This is a genomic window from Oceanobacillus sp. CAU 1775 (assembly GCF_054482815.1).
This window is the reverse complement of sequence record NZ_JBTLRO010000001.1, coordinates 410,152-427,606: the sequence shown is the minus strand read 5'-3', so window position 1 is coordinate 427,606 and position 17,455 is coordinate 410,152. Positions and strand designations below refer to the sequence as shown.

Sequence of the window (17,455 nt, the reverse complement as noted above, 5' to 3'; positions counted from 1 at the left end):
AGAGGTGTCACCTTTGAAAAAGCTTATTCTTTATTTTTCTTTTTGTTTAGAGAGTTTCCATTTAAGATTTCTTAATCGATTAACAACTGGGCGTTTCCCACCCATTACAAGACCTGCAAGCTCTGCAAGAATATGCAAGAACAACAAGACGAAGATTGTTACGACAATCGAAAATTTTGCACTAACTGTTGAAAATAAAATCGCTAAACCGCCAAATACACCACTAAATAGATAGAAAATCAATACAGTTTTTCGGTGACTATAACCCGCTCCAATGAGTTGATAATGCAAATGTTTATTGTCTGCAGCCATAATACTTTCTTTGTTATATGCTCGTCTCACAATCGAGACAATCGTATCAAAGATTGGTAATGCAAGGACGATAATTGGAACGACGAAACTAAAGAACGCGATGTTTTTAAAAAGCCCAAGCATGGAAACAACGGCAATCATATAGCCGAGGAAGTTTGAGCCTGTGTCTCCCATGTATATTTTGGCGGGATAAAAGTTGTGATAAAGGAATCCAAGATTTGCACCGATTAAAACGATACTTAAGAAAGCTGCGATTAATTCGGCATCAATAATAGCCATGATAAACATACTAATAAGGGCAATTGTCGTGACACCTGTCGCAAGTCCATCGAGTCCATCGATAAGGTTGATTGCATTTGTAATACCGACAACCCAAAGGACGGTGACGAGAACACTAAAGAAACCAAGATCGATCATGCCGATAAATGGCAAGGTAATACGTTCAATAATCAAACCTGATGAAACTAAGAAAGATGCAGCAACGAGCTGACCGGTCAATTTCACAATTGGCTTGATTTCGAAACGGTCATCTAGAACCCCTGTGATGATAATAATGAGTGCACCGAAAAAGATTTCCGGCAGATGCTCATGTTGTGGGGCTAAATATAAACCACCAAGTAGTGCGCCAAGGAAAATCGCAAGTCCACCGATTCTTGGGGTAACTTCTGTATGGATTTTTCGATAATTTGGAAAGTCAACAGCACCAATGAGAAATGCGAAGCGCTTCACTGGGTAGGTTAACAGAAATGATGAGATTAGAGCTATTAAAAATGCGATTACTAAATCGACGGGATTAAACATAAAATTCTCCTAATCATATATTAAACAAATGTAAAGCTGTATCGTTTAAATTATAGCGAATTATATACCCTTCTAGCAACTTTTGTCGTAATTCAGAGGGTTTGTGTTACTGATTGAATGAATTTCGCTTTCTTTCTATTATAATATATTTTCCCTCCCTTACCAATTCTGGTATGATAGTGCTGGTAAGGGGGGATAACATGGGATTATTACTTTATGTAGTTGCTGCTGCGATGGCAGTATTGGGTGTGTTGTTTTTCTATAAAACGAATGTGGAAAAATTAAAAGAAAATCCAGAAGATGCACCAAAGATTCAGCAAAAGTTTTTTATCGGTGTTGCAGCTTCAGAGGCCATTCCAATTGTGTTTTTGATTCTGGCGTTGGTAACGATTGAGCCAATTTATACGATGAATGATATTATTTTGCCAGCTGTGTTTATTGGCTTAATTATGGTTTTCTCTATTTTCTTCATTTTTATGCAACGTTCTGTTGGTGTTCCTGAAGAAAGTAAAGAAGCTGTCACACAGTTTTCGTTTATTGCAATCGCAATGTCACTGGCTGTTCCGATTTTGTCGATTGTCTTTTTATTTTTAACACTGGCTTAAATAGAGATGGGTGGTGGCACGGTGCAAGAGAAGGCAACTGTGGAGAGAGTCTGCATGATTGCAGGGAAAATATTGCTTGTAAGTGGGGCTGAAACGCACCGGGTGGAGGATACGATGAATCGGATTGCTAAGGCGTTCGGTTTGGAGCATGCGCAGAGCCATGCAACACCTACAGGGATTAGCTTTTCGGCCGGTATGATGGAAGTGAATAATTTCATACGGATTCAAAAGCGACCGACAGATTTACATAAAATAGATGAAGTTAACAGAGTTTCAAGGGAAATTGTTGCTGGCGAATTGAATTTAGCTGAAGCTTATCAGGCGTTGCAAGCAGTTGAAAAGCAAAAAGCGATTTATCCGTCTTGGGTACAGGTTTTGGCTGCAGCACTTGCGAGTGGTTGTTTTTCGATCATGTTTCAAGGATCGTGGATGGATTTTATGGCAGCTTGTTTTGTCGGCGGTCTTGGTTTCGCTGTGATGCTTTGGATGGATGATTTATTAGAAATTCGATTTTTGGCTGAATTTATCGGAGCGTTCTGTATTGGGATAGTCGCCTTTTTGCTTGTAGCTATTGGAGTTGGCGATGAGTTGGATAAAGTCATCATCGGATCCGTGATGCCACTCGTTCCAGGGCTACCAATCACAAATGCCATACGAGACCTCATGGCCGGGCACTACTTCTCCGGCATGTCCAAAGGGATCGAAGCAACACTAACCGCCTTCGCAATCGGCGCAGGCGTCGCACTCACATTTACAATATTTTAGATGGCGTGGTGGTGAAACATGGGGACGGTTCTCGTGTTGCACTCTCAATGAAACGGGAGAACCGTCCCCATGTTGCACTCATGAAAGGGGCATTCGGATGGAAATTGTGGCTCAGCTTGTGACGAGTTTTATTGCTGCTAGTGGTTTTGGTGTGTTGTTTGGGGCTCCGAAAAAAGCGCTGATCCAGTGTGGTTCTGTCGGGATGCTCGGATGGATTTTATTTTACTTTTTAACCCAGAACGGCATGGACATTATTGCAGCGACGATATTCGCAGCTATTCTTGTTTCGGTCTTGAGTTATATTTGTTCAAAAGTATATAAAACGCCAATTATTATTTTTAATGTCTCGGGAATTATTCCGCTTGTTCCAGGGGGGATGGCTTACAATGCCATGCGTGCTTTTGTGGAAAAAGATTATACATTAGCTGTCGAACTCTCCGCGCAAGTGATGTTAATTGCTGGAGGAATTGCAATTGGGTTAATGTTTTCAGAGGTCATCAAACAAATCAACCAAAAGATCATTGCAAAAAATAAGTGATTTTGAGATGCGTTTTGCTTACTAATTAAAAAGCAGAACGCTTTTTTCATTACGTTCTGCATTTTTCATGTATCAAAAGTGGGGCTTAGTTGCCACCGTTAGTATTGCCGCCATTGCCATTTCCGTCGCCGCCATCCATCATATCTCCGCCGTTATCAAATTCTTCGTTTAAAGGTTCGTCGGCGGGGTCATTATTCGTTCCACAACCTGTTAACAGCGTTATAGCCAGAACGGACGCACCGAAGCGGAGAAGCCATTTGTTTTTCATGATTTGCATGCCTCCTTTTCCATTGGAATCACTCGCAGTTAGTTTAACCAACTTTAGAAAGGGCATACAAATAGCGGATGGGAAATTTTTGAAGTGTGGGTTGCGACATCAATTGCAACATGGGGACGGTTCTCGTGTTGCACTTTGACTGCAACGCGAGAACCGTCCCCATGTTTCATCTTATTGAATAGCGAATGTGATTTCGGCTTCACAGGCTAGTTCGCCGTCTACTGTTGCTCTGCCTTTGCCTTTGCCGATTGGTCCTTTCATGCGGGTAATTTCCACTTCAAGGCGAAGCTGATCACCTGGTTTCACTTGGCGTTTGAATCGACATTTATCAAGTCCAGCAAGGAAACCAATTTTTCCTTTGTTTTGTTCCATATTTAAAACAGCGATAGCACCAACCTGTGCCATTGCTTCAACAATAAGTACACCTGGCATCACAGGATAGTCAGGGAAATGCCCTTGGAAGAATGGCTCATTAATCGTCACATTCTTAATCCCTACCGCTCGCTTCGCTTCCTCTACCTCAATAATCTTATCTACTAATAAAAATGGATAACGATGTGGAATAATTTCTTTTATCTCTTCAATGTTCATTTATAATATTCTCCTTTATTAGCTGCAACATGGGGACGGTTCTCATGTTTCACTTCTTAATGCAACATGAGAACCGTCCCCATGTTGCAGTGTTTCTATGTATTATATCAAACTTTTATAGCCTGTGAGTTAAGTTTTTTTGTATGAAAGGTTTGGTTTGGGTGAAAATAAGGTAATACTCATTATACAAAGCTACAAAGATTCTATAGTCAAAGAACAAAGGAGGAAAACAGCATGCTTTGGACGATAATTGTAATCCTGTTAATTTTATGGCTTCTTGGCTTTACATTTGAAGTCGCAGGTGGACTTGTACACATTCTTCTTGTGATTGCATTAATTGTATTCATTTTCCAATTAGTAACAGGGCGTAGAGGGGCCTAGCCTATCTAAACTAAAAATTATAATGATGAAAAAAACAAGCATTTCCTATTATAGGGTGCTTGTTTTTTTATTAGTTTTCACTTATTACAATATCAATTAGATGTTGCCATGTTTCAACTTTTAAAGCGTCTAGGGGAGCGCCGTCACCAATAACACCATAACCTATCATCAATCCACCAATAAGGGCTGCGAAGGTAATAAGTGCAACGACTATAATTCGAAGCCATAGAGGAAAAATACGGACACGCACTGGTTTACTCGAAGTTGTTTCAGTACGAGTTTCTTCCTCGGCTTTAACTTGTTTTTTGGATTCATTTTTAGCAGAACGTTGGTAGGCTTTTTTTGTTTCTTTATCATTCAAAGCCTTTTCCGTTTGCTTTTCTTCAATCTGTTTTGTTGCCATTGGTCAGTACTCCTTAACTCCTCAGTTGATTGACTAATCCCATCATCTGATCACTTGTAGAAATCGTACGTGCATTAAATTGATAAGCACGCTGCGCTTGTAATAAGTCCGTCATTTGCTCGGCAATATTGACGTTAGACTGTTCCAGCGCACCACTTTGAACCACACGATTCGTTAGTGGTATCTGTTGAATAATCTCATTCGGGTCATAATCAACTTCGTCAAGATTCGGCAGTCGGAACATATTGGCTCCAGTTGCTTCTAGAAGTCTCGGACGAATTGCTTGTGAAATTGCAATTTCTCCAGCAATCTCGCTTTGATTATTACGCTGAACAATGATTTGTCCACTATCATTAATTGTAATGTCAGTGAAGCCATTCGGAATAATGATTGGACCGTTTTGACCCAGTACTGGATTACCTGCACCTGTCGTCAACATCATAGCTTGGTTATCATTCGTTGGATTTAAATAAAAACTACCATCTCTTGTAAAACGCGTTTCAACAACACCATTTTCTTCCGTTTGAATTTGGAAAAAATGACTCTCGTTCATTAAAGCTACATCAAGTTCGCGGTTTGTTGTGTTTAAAGTGCCGATATTCAAGTTATGATTAATTGCGCCAAGTCGCGCACCTGCGCCAACTCTTACACCAACTGGAGATAGGCGGTTTTCTGCGTTAGCAGGTGAATTTAAGTTATTAATATTTTGGAATAAAAGAGATGAAAATTCACTTCTTCTCTCTTTGTATCCTGTTGTTTGGCTATTTGCCATATTATGTCCGATTAAATCTAATTTATTTTGTAATTGATTCATCGTTACAGCCGCTTGAATCATTATTTGTGACATAAAAGTCCCTCCATTTTAACGATGAAATATGATTTAGCCTAGTCGACCAATTTCAGTTACTGCTTTTCCTAAGCTCTCGTCATACGCTCTTAGTACTCGTTGGTTCACTTCAAAAGCTCTGTAAGCATTCATCATTTCAGTCATTGTCGTTGCAGCGTCAACGTTTGATCCTTCTACATAACCTTGACGAATATTATACGTAGTTCCAGCGGGCACAGCTACTGCTTCCCCGTTATATATATTATCGCCCTCTTTGACCAGGTCGTTAACATTTTCTACATAAAGAATTCCAAGTTGTGTATTTTGTTCAGGAGTTTGTAACATTCCGTTCTCTGTAACGGTAAATTCCATACCACCAGTTTGAATCGGGTTACCTGCTTGATCTAAAACATAATGGCCCTGATTTGTAACTAGCATTCCTTGTCCATCAACAGTTAAATTTCCATTTCTAGTCAAGCGAACTTCTCCATCGTCGTTTTGAACACTAAAGAAAAGTCCTCCTGTAGCATCTGGAACCTGTGATTGTATAAGTGCAAGATCCGTTGAAAGCTGTGTTTCACGAATGTCACCTTGGCTAAAATCAGGTAGCATTTCTTGTACATAAACACCTGTATGTATCGAGCCAATTTGTTGGTTGATTGGAATATTTAATCCTCTTGTTGTTGGGATTTGTTTATTGCCTTGCGCTTGAATCAGCATTTCTGGAAAAGAACGAATCACAGCCTGATCTGCCTTATACCCCGGTGTATTCATATTCGCAATATTATTCCCCAAAGCCTCCTGATAACGCTGTTGCGCCATCATCCCACTCGCAGCAGAATAAAAACCTCTAAGCATGAACATAACCTCCTTCTTGCAACATGGGGACGGTTCTCCCGTTGCATTGTTTGCAACATGAGAACCGTCCCCATGTTGCATTTTTTAGCTTATTTTTGTGCGTTCGATTTTGTCGATGTTTTCGAGCATGATTCCTGTTCCTTTTGCGACACAGCTCATTGGTTCTTCGGCGATGAAGACTGGTACTTTTAGTTCTTCTGCTAAAAGTTGGTCCATGCCGTGAATTAATGCGCCGCCACCTGTTAAGATGACACCGCGGTCAATGATGTCTGCTGATAATTCTGGTGGTGTTTGTTCAAGAACTTTTTTCGCAGCTTGCACGATAAGTTCTACAGATTCTCTAAGTGCTCTTTCGATTTCATCCGAGTAAACTGTAATTGTTCTTGGAAGTCCACTCACCATATCGCGGCCTCGGATTTCAAGTTCTTCTTTTCTCGCACCTTCGAAAACTGTTGCTACATTGATTTTAATATCTTCAGCGGTTCTTTCACCGATTAATAACTTATATTCTTTTTTAATATATTGTAAAATTTCTCCATCAAAATTATCCCCTGCCATTTTAATGGATTCAGAGGTTACAATGCCACCCATTGAAAGTACGGCAACGTCAGTCGTACCGCCACCTATGTCAACAACCATATTTCCGCTTGGCTGATAAATTTCCATACCTGCGCCGATTGCTGCAACTTTTGGTTCTTCTTCAAGGTAAACTTTCTTTCCACCAGATTTCTCTGCTGCTTCCTTGATTGCTTTTTGTTCTACTTTAGTAATATTTGTCGGACAACAAATTAACATTCTCGGTTTCGAGAAAAGTCCTTTTACATTGATTTTATTTATAAAATGTTTTAACATCGCTTCTGTAACATCAAAGTCTGCAATAACTCCATCTTTTAAAGGTCGAATCGCTTCAATATTTCCTGGCGTTCTTCCGACCATCTGGCGGGCTGCTTCCCCAACTTCAAGTACTTTTCCAGTATTTCTATCCATCGCTACGACAGCTGGTTCGTTTAATACAATTCCTTTACCTTTTACATGAATTAAAACGTTGGCAGTTCCAAGGTCAATTCCAATATCTCTAGAAAACATCTATCTTAGGTCCTCCTAAATTGCTATCTTGCATCGTCATTTGAGTACAATGCTACTAATATTATATTTTACCATATAACTCAACAATTAACTTCATTTATATTAAATTTTTTTATTAAGTTTTGTCGGAAATAATGGGAAGGGTAGATATATTAAAAAGTGGCAAACTTCAAAGAGGGTTGCTTCAGGCTGACCCTCTTTTTGCTCATTGATGATTAGACATGTTTTTTGTACTTTAGTCGGGTAGCTTCTCCTCCTCTAAGATGACGGATTGCCTTGTGGTATTCTAGGATTTCTTTGACTTGGTTGGCGAGTTCGGGATTTATTTCGGGGAGTCTTTCGGTTAGATCTTTGTGAACGGTACTTTTAGATACGCCAAATTCCTTAGCAATTTTTCGTACGGTTTGTCTCGATTCAATGACGTGATTCCCAATTCGAATTGCTCTTTCTTTAATATAATCATGCACACCATTCGCCTCCTAGGTTGTATATTCTGAGGTGTTTGGCTACTTCTACTTGGTGTATGAGTATTTCACTTATAAAGATGAGCACTATTATGTTTAACAATCCTCAGAAGTTTTCTTTGCTAGTCTGTAACATTTTATTACAAGCTAGGAGAGAATATGATTAAAAGCAAAACAAAAATGCAACATGGGGACGGTTCTCGTGTTTCACTCTGAAAGTGAAACGCGAGAACCGTCCCCATGTTGCAATGTTATTTATTCTTCTGTGTCTTCTTCTTCGGCTGGATCTTCTGCGTCTGCGTCAGTTTCTGCATCGTCTGCTTCTGAGTCGTCACTTCTTTCGTCATCTTCTTCTGCTCCAGGTTCTGACTCTGTATCAGAATCAGCATCTGAGTCTGATTCCGGCTCGTCACTTGGCTCATCAAGATTGATGACTGGATGGTTGACGTATGCTTCTGGATTTAGGATCTCATCGGCTTTACGTAGTTCGAAGTGAACATGCACGCCATTTTCCTTACCAAAATTATTTTTCCCTGCTGTACCAATCACGTCACCTTGTTTAACTTTATCGTCAGCACTTACATTGACATCTTCAAGGCTTGCATAGTAGGTTGAAACATCGTTATCATGAGAGATTCTGACGATATTACCCATTAACGGGTCGAATTTCACTTCAGTTACTGTTCCACTAAGGGCAGCAACTACATCGAATGATTCGCCATCTTCTCTTGCGATATCAACACCAGTACTTTGATAATAACGTTTGTTGTAATGGATTAGAGCATTAGCTTTTACTGCTTCATCTGCGTTATAATCAAAAAAGTTCGTTACGATTTGGGCTTCATCAAGATTTGCGACTGGTAGTTGAATCAACTCTTGATGTTCCATGACAGGCTCTGCGTCTTCCTCATTAATTACTGGTACGTAATCCTCTGAGTTTAGCAATACCTCATTTCCATCTGCTATCTGCTCATCGTCACTTGTTTGATACCAGACAACCGCAGAAATAAGTAGAGCTGCTAGAATCAAATAAACACTAGGGAAAAACCATTTCTTTCGGAAAATTCTTGTCCACCGTTTTTTTGGACTGAATTTGTTTTCCTCATTCATTTCTTCATCACCTCAACAACCATTCTGTTCAGAAAATATCAAATCTATACATCTAGTAGAAACTTTTTTTCTGAAATGGCAGTGAAACATGGGGACGGTTCTCCTGTTGCAACGACTGCAACGGGAGAACCGTCCCCATGTTTCATTATTTTGAGGCGAGGGCTGGTACTGTGTCGTTGATTTTGTTGATTTCGATATTTTGGTAGTAGTGTTTTAGGATTTCTTGGTAGGTTTGGCCGGCTTTGGCCATGCTGTCTGCTCCGTATTGGCTCATACCGATGCCATGTCCATTCCCTTTTGTTGTGAATATATAGTGGGTATTATTTTGTTTAATGGAGAAGTCACTAGAGCGCAAGCCCAGTTTTTCCCGAACTTCTCGACCAGTAAAAGCCTCCCCATTTATCTGTAGTTGTTCCACTCGACCGCTTGGTTTTCTTGATATTAAAAGATCTGGAGTATCTGTTAAATCTACCTCAAGTAGTTTTCCTAATTCCTCCATTGTAAATGTTTCTTGGTTAACGAGCTTTGGTTGGTTTAAATCCCACGGACTTTCAACACTGCGAAGATACGCAACTTCATTTTCCCAGTAATCTTCTGAGTTTTCCGTGTACCCATTACTCATTGAAAAATATGCTGGCGTTATTGGTTTATCATTATAGGTTATAATTTCCCCTGCAGTTGCTTCTACAGCTTCTCTGATTTTTGCGATATTCTTTTCGTAAGCATCTCCCCAGAGTTGCTGTAATTCTGCATCGTTCTTATATACTTGATGCTGAATCGTATCTGTTAGATCATAATCATCTGTTTGATCGCCGCCTAATATTCGACTAACTGCATACGTTCTTGCCGCGAGCGCTTGTGCTTTCATTGCTTCCATATCGAAATCAGCGGGCATTTCAGCAGCAACAACACCGACTATATAATTTTCCAATGGAATATCTTCCACTTTGTCAGCTTTTGTTCGCATCACCGCTACTGAGATTGCTTCATCGTTCATATCAAGTGTACGATCCTCGGCTGATTGGAAAGGTTCTTGTGGTGCATTCCCAAAGAATAGGACGATCATGCTTGGGATTGCTACGATTAAGAATAATAAGGAGAAAAAAGACAAGATAACTGCTGGTATCTGATAGGACCTCTGCCTTCTGGGAAAAGTTACTGGCTTTTTCTTTTGATATGCTTTTGATTGTAGAACTTTCGAATGTGTGCGCTTGCTACTAAATGGATTTCGTTTTGTTTTTAGACGTTGATTATTGTTATCCACAAATTCCCTCCTTATAAATTATCATCTACAAAAACACATGACTCTATTATAAAGTTTATACGAAATAGCAAAAAATAGACCTAACGCGAATAAAAATCATCAATCAAACGTTTGATTAAACGCAAATAACAGGTGAGTTTTCACCCACCCGTTGCTTTTAAAATATTCTTATCATGAATAGAAGCAATCAGTCATATATTATAATAATTGCGTTGCATTAAATATTACTTAGGAAATTTCTACGCTAGGTTTGCTTGTTTCCACAACGTTACCATCTTCATCAACACGTTCGATGATTGCACCAAGACCAGTTAATTTGCCGACAATATCAACATATCCACGATCTAAGTGTTTTAATTCTGTAACACGTGTATTTCCTTCTGAAACTAACCCAGCCAAAATTAGTGCTGCAGCTGCACGTAAATCTGTCGCCGCAACTTCTGCACCTTGAAGATCTGATTCGCCATCAATGATGACACTGCGTCCTTCAATTTTAATATTTCCATTCATTCTTCTAAATTCTTCCACATGCATAAAGCGATTTTCGAATACTGTTTCTGTTAGTACACTTGTACCTTTCGCTTTTAACATGAGAACCATCATTTGGGACTGCATATCTGTAGGGAAACCAGGGTAAGGTAATGTTTTAACGTCCGTTGCCTTTAATACTTCTGGTCCAATTACACGAAGTCCATTGTCTTCTTCTGTGATTGTTACATTCATTTCTTCTAATTTAGAAATAACAGAACGTAAATGCTCAGATTCAACGTTTTCAATTAGCACATTTCCACCAGTAACAGCTGCTGCTACCATGAATGTACCTGCTTCTACGCGGTCTGGGATAATCGAGTGCTCTGCACCATGAAGTTTGTCCACACCTTGTATACGAATCGTTTCTGTTCCTGCGCCAACTACATTAGCACCCATCTTGTTCAAGAAGTTCGCTAAATCAACTATTTCTGGCTCTTTTGCACTGTTTTCGATAGTTGTAGTGCCTTCAGCAAGCGCTGCAGCCATCATAATATTCTCTGTTGCGCCTACACTTGGCACGTCTAAATAAATTTTAGCACCTTTTAGTCGTCCATCAACTTTTGCTTCGACAAAGCCGTTGCCTACATGAATTTCAGCGCCCATTGCTTCAAAGCCTTTTAGGTGTAAATCAATTGGACGTGAACCAATCGCACATCCTCCAGGCATTGCAACATTGGCATGGCCATAGCGGGCGAGTAGTGGTCCCAATACAAGCACAGATGCACGCATTTGACGGACAAAATCAAATGAAGCTTCTGTTGAAAGCTCATTTGTAGCGTCGATTTCTACTGTATTTGTATCAGCATTAAATTCAACTTCTGCATTTAGGTTTTTTAAAACTTCATTAATCGTATATACATCCGCTAAAACCGGAACATCTGTAATAACACTTTTGCCTTCACTGGCAATTAAACTTGCAGCCAAAACTGGTAACACAGCATTCTTAGCACCTTCAATTCTTACTGTACCATTTAATTGCTGTCCACCTCTTACGATGATTTTTTCCATATTAAAATTCTCCTTCAAATCCAGTTTCTAAAGTATTAGTATTCATTTATTAACAATGGTGTGCCTATCTTGTACGATATTTTTTCATTTTCTAGTGTGGTAATTGCTATTTGTATGTTGAGTGAGGTACCTTTGACTATAAAGAAATTATCCCATAGTGATGTATACCCATAAATGATTGTGTTAACCCTCGAATTTTGAATTTTATCTTCTTGTATTTTCTTGTTCTTCAGTTCAAGAACTGAAGCATACGAATTTATAATCACTCTATCCTCTATTGTATCATCTATTTCAAGACTAATACAAGCAAATGTTTTTCCATCTTGTGAGAATAGTGTCTTGTCCAATTTTTCGCTGATCTGTATGTATTTTTCTTCGATGGAATCGTTCCATTCTGTACCTATGATTACCGTTGTAACCTCAACGTTTTTTAAGCTTTTTTCCGATATTATTATCTTGTATTGCACAGTAAATAAATCATTCGAAATGGACATGTCTTCAAATAAATAGTTTAAACTATTTTCGTTTTTAATCATAGTCATATCTTCATTCATTCGGAATTTGTTCACAAAGCGCTCTGGATCTTTTTTAGAGAAAGATTCTTTACGTACGACTTCCCAATTTTTAAGTGGGTATTTATTCTCTTCTGCGATGTTAATAAATGTTAATAAAGGATCAGCTTCTGTTAATTGAGCTGCACCAGTTAAAAAAACAGAGATCACAATAAGGATTAAAAGTAGAAAGTTTTTCAACGTATATTCCCCCAGAAATTCAATTTAAATCAGTATTGACATCTAGGGGGGATTTATTCATATATTAGTAGATTCATAGAGGTGTTCTATTAGAGGAAATATTTAGGACCCATAGTTTTTTCGGGTCCTAATTTCTTTTAAGTTATTTTTTAAAACATGTAAGGTAGATCTCTTGTCCATTGTAAAATATCTAAGACAAAGTTACTGACACCTGTTCCAATGACGATAGCTATAAATAACAAGAGCATTCTACCTTCAGATGCTGCACCTTTGCGAATTATTGGATCAATGTTTAATTTTTGCATGAGGCGCCAGGTAAGGTAAATAAAGATGAGGTGTGAAAACATCCCAACTAATGCGATTTGACCAATTGAAGCCATGGAAGTCTCCTTTCTTTGTTGATTATATTTTTATCGTTTTTTTATATATTCTCGCCGGAATAAAAACATTTCCCGGGCAATATCGACAAATAGCTGTAAAAAAAATCTCTTACAACTTGGGAGTCATAAGAGATTTTGTTTTAATTTGATTTTACGCTTAAGCGGTTTAACGCGCGTTTGAGTGCTAATTCAGCTCGCTGGAAATCAGTATCATCTTGTTTATCTGAAAGACGTCGCTCGGCTCTTGCTTTTGCTTCGTTGGCACGCATAATATCAATTTCGCTAGCCAATTCAGCTGCTGGAGCTAGAATTGTTACCTTTTCTGGACGTACTTCCATAAAGCCACCGGTTACAGCAATTTGGTATGTTTCGTTATTTTTCTTTAAACGAATTGCACCAATATCTAGTGGAGCAACTAAAGGAATATGTCCAGGTAAGACACCTAATTCTCCATTTACCGTCTTACAAACAATCATCTCATAATCCTCTTCCAGGACTGGACCACTAGGAGTTACAACACTCACAGTTAGTGTTTTCAGGATAAACCCCTCCTAATATTGTTAAGAAGGAAGCAATGACCAAATCCCTCATTGCTCGCTTCTTCCATTGTAATTAATTCTGTAGTTGACTAGCTTTTTCTACAACTTCTTCAATACGTCCAACTAAGCGGAACGCATCTTCTGGAAGGTGGTCATACTTACCAGCAAGGATTTCTTTGAATCCTTGAACTGTTTCCTGCACAGGAACGTACGAACCTTGTTGACCAGTAAATTGTTCTGCAACGTGGAAGTTTTGTGATAGGAAGAACTGAATACGACGTGCACGAGAAACAGTTAGTTTGTCCTCGTCACCTAGCTCATCCATACCTAGAATTGCAATGATATCTTGTAATTCACGGTAACGTTGTAGTGTCATTTGTACTTCTGTTGCAACTTTATAATGCTCTTCCCCAACTACTTCTGGGTCAAGTGCACGTGAAGTTGATGCAAGTGGATCCACCGCTGGGTAGATACCTTGCTCAGAAAGTTTACGATCTAAGTTTGTTGTAGCATCTAAGTGAGCGAAAGTTGTTGCCGGCGCTGGGTCAGTATAGTCATCCGCCGGTACATAAATCGCTTGAATAGATGTAACAGAACCCTTCTGTGTAGAAGTGATTCGCTCTTGTAATTGTCCCATCTCAGTAGCAAGTGTTGGCTGGTAACCAACCGCTGAAGGCATACGGCCTAGTAGTGCTGAAACTTCCGAACCTGCTTGTGTGAAACGGAAAATATTATCGATGAACAGTAGAACGTCTTGTCCTTGCTCATCACGGAAGTATTCTGCCATTGTAAGACCAGTTAGAGCAACACGCATACGTGCTCCAGGTGGCTCGTTCATCTGACCGAATACCATTGCTGTTTTTGCAATAACTCCTGAATCTTTCATTTCGTAGTAAAGGTCATTACCTTCACGTGTACGTTCTCCAACACCTGCGAATACGGAAATACCACCGTGTTCTTGTGCGATGTTGTTGATTAATTCTTGGATAAGTACTGTTTTACCTACACCCGCACCACCAAATAGACCGATTTTACCACCTTTAATATAAGGAGCTAATAAGTCTACAACTTTAATTCCTGTTTCAAGAATTTCAGTTTCTGTTGATAGTTCTTCGAATTTCGGTGCCTCACGGTGAATTGGATCAAGACGAACATTAGCATCTAATGGCTCATCTAAATCGATGTTCTCACCTAAAACGTTAAATACTCTTCCTAATGTAACATCTCCAACTGGTACGGAGATTGGTCTACCTAAGTCAGTAACAATTGCTCCACGTTTTACTCCGTCTGTTGAAGACATTGCAATCGTGCGAACACTGTTATCGCCTAAATGAAGGGCAACTTCTAATGAAAGAATGTTTACTTCTCCACTTAGTTCTACTTGGACTTCTAAAGCGTTATATATTGCTGGGAGCTGGCCGTCTTCAAACTTAACGTCAACAACAGGTCCCATTACTTGTATAACATGTCCTTTACTCATCGATTTCCCTCCTAACTAACTTTGCCAATCCATTTGAACTATTCGAGTGCTGCTACTCCACCAGCAATTTCGGTGATTTCTTGTGTAATTGCAGCCTGACGTGCGCGGTTGTAAACAAGTGAAAGGTCGTCGATAAGCTCTCCAGCGTTATCTGTCGCACTCTTCATTGCTGTCATACTTGCCGCGTGTTCACTTGCTTTTCCATCTAGTAATGCACCATAGATTAAACTCTCTGCATACTGTGGTAAAAGCTGTTCCAAAATTTGTGCTTCATTCGGTTCATATTCATAATCACTATTTGCATCTGCGTGTTCTGCAATATCTCCGATAGGTAATATCTGTTTTTCTGTAGCCACATGTGAAATCGCACTTACATAGTGGTTATAGAAAATAATTAGCTCATCAATTTCTTCATCAATATACATCTGTAAAGTTTCAGCTGTGAATTCTTTAATGTCGTTAAAAACCGGTTGGTCTGAAACGCCTAGTAAGCTATTTGCTACTGGAATATCACGTTTACGACAGAAGTCATAACCTTTAGAACCCATTACTAGAACTGTGTATTCAGATGAGTCTTTATGACGTGAATTAATTTTATCAACTAACTTTTTCAAGACATGACTGTTGTATGCTCCTACTAAGCCTTTATCAGACGTAATAACGAGGTAGCCAGTCTTTTTGACAGGTCGTTTTGAAAGCATCGGGTGTGTAACATCTGGGTTACTACCTGCAATACTCGCAACAACTTCTTGAATTTTATCACTGTATGGTACAAAGCCTCTTGCGTTACGCTCTGCTTTACCCATTTTTGATGCGGAAACCATTTCCATTGCACTTGTGATTTGTCTTGTTTTCTTTGTTGAGTCGATTCTTGCCTTTAGATCTCTAAGTGATGCCAAGCTATTTCACCACCCTTTCGTAGCGATTTAGGTGGGTTCAGTAAAGCTTCGATCACTGAACCCTATATATTATTAATTAATTAGACGGTAAGAAAGTGTTCTTGAATCCTTCAACTGCTTTATTCATTGCATCTGTATCTGGAAGGTTTCCAGTTGTGCGAATTTCTTCAAGCAATTCAGGAGCATTTGTATCTAACCAAATGTTCATTTCAGATTCGAAACGTAGAATATCTTCAACTGGAACATCATCAAGATATCCTTTAGTTAATGCATAGATTACCATTACTTGATATTCAACAGCTAATGGCTTGTGTAAGCCCTGTTTTAGTACTTCTACTGTTCTTTCCCCACGGTTTAGTTTTGCCTGTGTTGCTGCATCTAGGTCAGAACCAAATTGTGAGAATGCTTCTAGCTCACGGAATGAAGCAAGGTCTAGACGTAATGTACCAGCTACCTTCTTCATCGCTTTAATTTGTGCTGAACCACCAACTCGGGATACAGAAAGTCCTGCGTTAATTGCTGGACGTACACCTGAGAAGAATAAGTCAGATTGTAAGAAAATTTGTCCATCTGTAATCGAAATTACGTTTGTTGGGATATAAGCAGAGATATCTCCAGCTTGTGTCTCAACGAATGGAAGTGCTGTAAGTGATCCGCCACCTTTAGCATCACTCAATTTAGCTGCACGCTCTAGTAAGCGTGAGTGTAGATAGAATACATCCCCTGGGAATGCTTCACGTCCTGGTGGGCGACGTAATAGTAATGAAAGTTCACGGTATGCAGTTGCTTGTTTTGATAAATCATCATAAACAACTAATACGTGTTTACCGTTGTACATGAATTCTTCACCCATTGCTACACCTGCATATGGCGCTAGGTATAGAGATGGTGCTGGGTCAGATGCCCCTGCTGATACAACGATTGTATAGTCTAGTGCACCGTAACGACGGAAAGTTTCAACTGTAGCGCGTACAGTAGATTCTTTTTGTCCGATTGCAACATAAATACAAATCATATCTTGATCTTTTTGGTTAATAATCGTGTCCACCGCTACAGTTGTTTTACCTGTTTGACGGTCACCGATGATTAATTCACGTTGTCCACGTCCAATTGGTACAAGTGCATCGATCGCTTTAATACCTGTTTGTAATGGTTCGAAAACTGATTTACGATCCATAACTCCTGGTGCTTGCGCTTCGATTGGGCGAGTTTTTGTTGTATTGATTGGTCCTTGTCCATCGATTGGTTGACCTAATGTGTTTACAACACGTCCTAATAATTCCTCACCAACTGGTACTTGCATGATTCTTCCAGTACGACGAACTTCATCGCCTTCTTTGATTCCTAAATAATCTCCAAGGATTACGATACCTACGTTACTTTCCTCAAGGTTCTGCGCTAATCCCATTACACCGTTTTCGAACTCTAAAAGTTCTCCAGCCATTGCGTCTTCAAGTCCGTGTGCACGTGCAATTCCGTCCCCGATTTCAATAACTGTTCCAACGTCCGAAACTTCGATATCTGTATCGAAACTTTCGATTTGCTGTTTTATTAGTTTGCTAATTTCTTCAGCATTAATGCTCAT

21 protein-coding genes are annotated in these 17,455 nt (G+C 39.4%); 4 read left to right on the top strand and 17 right to left on the bottom strand.

What is annotated here, in order from left to right; translation table 11 throughout:
• Positions 1–30: 30 nt before the first annotated feature.
• On the bottom strand, positions 31–1,113 hold the full coding sequence (locus ACXYMZ_RS02050; protein ID WP_458946687.1) for a glycosyltransferase family 4 protein: 1,083 nt from the start codon (positions 1,111–1,113) through the stop codon (positions 31–33).
• Between the two features lie 200 nt (positions 1,114–1,313).
• Between ACXYMZ_RS02050 and ACXYMZ_RS02045 the strand changes: the two genes are divergently transcribed.
• The 3 genes from ACXYMZ_RS02045 (at position 1,314) to ACXYMZ_RS02035 (ending at position 3,021) form a co-directional block, all read left to right on the top strand.
• Complete coding sequence (locus tag ACXYMZ_RS02045) at positions 1,314–1,718, top strand: hypothetical protein (protein ID WP_458946686.1); 405 nt, start codon at positions 1,314–1,316, stop codon at positions 1,716–1,718.
• Between the two features lie 39 nt (positions 1,719–1,757).
• Positions 1,758–2,483: a threonine/serine exporter family protein gene (locus ACXYMZ_RS02040; protein ID WP_458946685.1), complete on the top strand. Its 726-nt coding sequence runs from the start codon at positions 1,758–1,760 to the stop codon at positions 2,481–2,483.
• 97 nt (positions 2,484–2,580) lie between these two features.
• The gene (locus ACXYMZ_RS02035; protein WP_458946684.1) at positions 2,581–3,021 is read left to right on the top strand and encodes a threonine/serine exporter family protein; all 441 of its coding nucleotides are present in this window, start codon (positions 2,581–2,583) and stop codon (positions 3,019–3,021) included.
• A gap of 85 nt (positions 3,022–3,106) precedes the next feature.
• Here ACXYMZ_RS02035 and ACXYMZ_RS02030 read toward each other — a convergent pair whose 3' ends face one another.
• Both ACXYMZ_RS02030 and fabZ read right to left on the bottom strand, forming a co-directional pair.
• Positions 3,107–3,289 (bottom strand): hypothetical protein, encoded by a 183-nt coding sequence (locus ACXYMZ_RS02030; RefSeq protein ID WP_458946683.1) that lies wholly within the window; start codon positions 3,287–3,289, stop codon positions 3,107–3,109.
• A gap of 180 nt (positions 3,290–3,469) precedes the next feature.
• Entirely contained in the window at positions 3,470–3,889 is a 420-nt protein-coding gene (gene fabZ / locus ACXYMZ_RS02025; RefSeq protein WP_458946682.1) for a 3-hydroxyacyl-ACP dehydratase FabZ, read from the bottom strand.
• Between the two features lie 234 nt (positions 3,890–4,123).
• On the opposite strand from fabZ, the gene ACXYMZ_RS02020 reads away from it, so the two are divergent.
• The gene (locus tag ACXYMZ_RS02020) at positions 4,124–4,270 is read left to right on the top strand and encodes a lmo0937 family membrane protein (RefSeq protein WP_458946681.1); all 147 of its coding nucleotides are present in this window, start codon (positions 4,124–4,126) and stop codon (positions 4,268–4,270) included.
• Between the two features lie 70 nt (positions 4,271–4,340).
• Here ACXYMZ_RS02020 and ACXYMZ_RS02015 read toward each other — a convergent pair whose 3' ends face one another.
• The 14 genes from ACXYMZ_RS02015 to atpA form a co-directional block, all read right to left on the bottom strand.
• On the bottom strand, positions 4,341–4,673 hold the full coding sequence (locus tag ACXYMZ_RS02015; RefSeq protein ID WP_458946680.1) for a DNA-directed RNA polymerase subunit beta: 333 nt from the start codon (positions 4,671–4,673) through the stop codon (positions 4,341–4,343).
• 13 nt (positions 4,674–4,686) lie between these two features.
• Positions 4,687–5,520: a flagellar hook-basal body protein gene (locus tag ACXYMZ_RS02010; protein WP_458946679.1), complete on the bottom strand. Its 834-nt coding sequence runs from the start codon at positions 5,518–5,520 to the stop codon at positions 4,687–4,689.
• A 33-nt stretch (positions 5,521–5,553) separates the two neighbouring features.
• Positions 5,554–6,357 carry a flagellar hook-basal body protein gene (locus ACXYMZ_RS02005; protein WP_458946678.1) on the bottom strand — a complete coding sequence of 268 codons (804 nt, stop codon included), beginning with the start codon at positions 6,355–6,357 and terminating at the stop codon, positions 5,554–5,556.
• Between the two features lie 84 nt (positions 6,358–6,441).
• Entirely contained in the window at positions 6,442–7,443 is a 1,002-nt protein-coding gene (gene mreB, locus ACXYMZ_RS02000; protein ID WP_458946677.1) for a rod shape-determining protein MreB, read from the bottom strand.
• A gap of 215 nt (positions 7,444–7,658) precedes the next feature.
• Entirely contained in the window at positions 7,659–7,910 is a 252-nt protein-coding gene (gene spoIIID / locus ACXYMZ_RS01995; RefSeq protein WP_458946676.1) for a sporulation transcriptional regulator SpoIIID, read from the bottom strand.
• A gap of 252 nt (positions 7,911–8,162) precedes the next feature.
• The gene (locus ACXYMZ_RS01990) at positions 8,163–9,017 is read right to left on the bottom strand and encodes a peptidoglycan DD-metalloendopeptidase family protein (protein ID WP_458946675.1); all 855 of its coding nucleotides are present in this window, start codon (positions 9,015–9,017) and stop codon (positions 8,163–8,165) included.
• A gap of 145 nt (positions 9,018–9,162) precedes the next feature.
• Positions 9,163–10,281, bottom strand: coding sequence for a stage II sporulation protein D (gene spoIID, locus ACXYMZ_RS01985; RefSeq protein ID WP_458946674.1), 1,119 nt, complete (start codon positions 10,279–10,281; stop codon positions 9,163–9,165).
• 228 nt (positions 10,282–10,509) lie between these two features.
• Complete coding sequence (gene murA / locus ACXYMZ_RS01980; protein ID WP_458946673.1) at positions 10,510–11,820, bottom strand: UDP-N-acetylglucosamine 1-carboxyvinyltransferase; 1,311 nt, start codon at positions 11,818–11,820, stop codon at positions 10,510–10,512.
• Between the two features lie 35 nt (positions 11,821–11,855).
• Positions 11,856–12,572 carry a YwmB family TATA-box binding protein gene (locus ACXYMZ_RS01975; RefSeq protein WP_458946672.1) on the bottom strand — a complete coding sequence of 239 codons (717 nt, stop codon included), beginning with the start codon at positions 12,570–12,572 and terminating at the stop codon, positions 11,856–11,858.
• Between the two features lie 149 nt (positions 12,573–12,721).
• Positions 12,722–12,952: a DUF1146 family protein gene (locus ACXYMZ_RS01970; RefSeq protein ID WP_458946671.1), complete on the bottom strand. Its 231-nt coding sequence runs from the start codon at positions 12,950–12,952 to the stop codon at positions 12,722–12,724.
• Between the two features lie 140 nt (positions 12,953–13,092).
• Positions 13,093–13,491 (bottom strand): F0F1 ATP synthase subunit epsilon, encoded by a 399-nt coding sequence (locus ACXYMZ_RS01965; protein ID WP_458946905.1) that lies wholly within the window; start codon positions 13,489–13,491, stop codon positions 13,093–13,095.
• A 73-nt stretch (positions 13,492–13,564) separates the two neighbouring features.
• Positions 13,565–14,971, bottom strand: a complete 1,407-nt coding sequence (gene atpD / locus ACXYMZ_RS01960) for a F0F1 ATP synthase subunit beta (RefSeq protein WP_458946670.1) — start codon at positions 14,969–14,971, stop codon at positions 13,565–13,567.
• 38 nt (positions 14,972–15,009) lie between these two features.
• A complete protein-coding gene (gene atpG / locus ACXYMZ_RS01955) occupies positions 15,010–15,870 on the bottom strand; it encodes an ATP synthase F1 subunit gamma (RefSeq protein ID WP_458946669.1) in 861 nt (286 codons plus the stop codon).
• A 76-nt stretch (positions 15,871–15,946) separates the two neighbouring features.
• On the bottom strand, positions 15,947–17,455 hold the full coding sequence (atpA, locus tag ACXYMZ_RS01950) for a F0F1 ATP synthase subunit alpha (protein ID WP_458946668.1): 1,509 nt from the start codon (positions 17,453–17,455) through the stop codon (positions 15,947–15,949).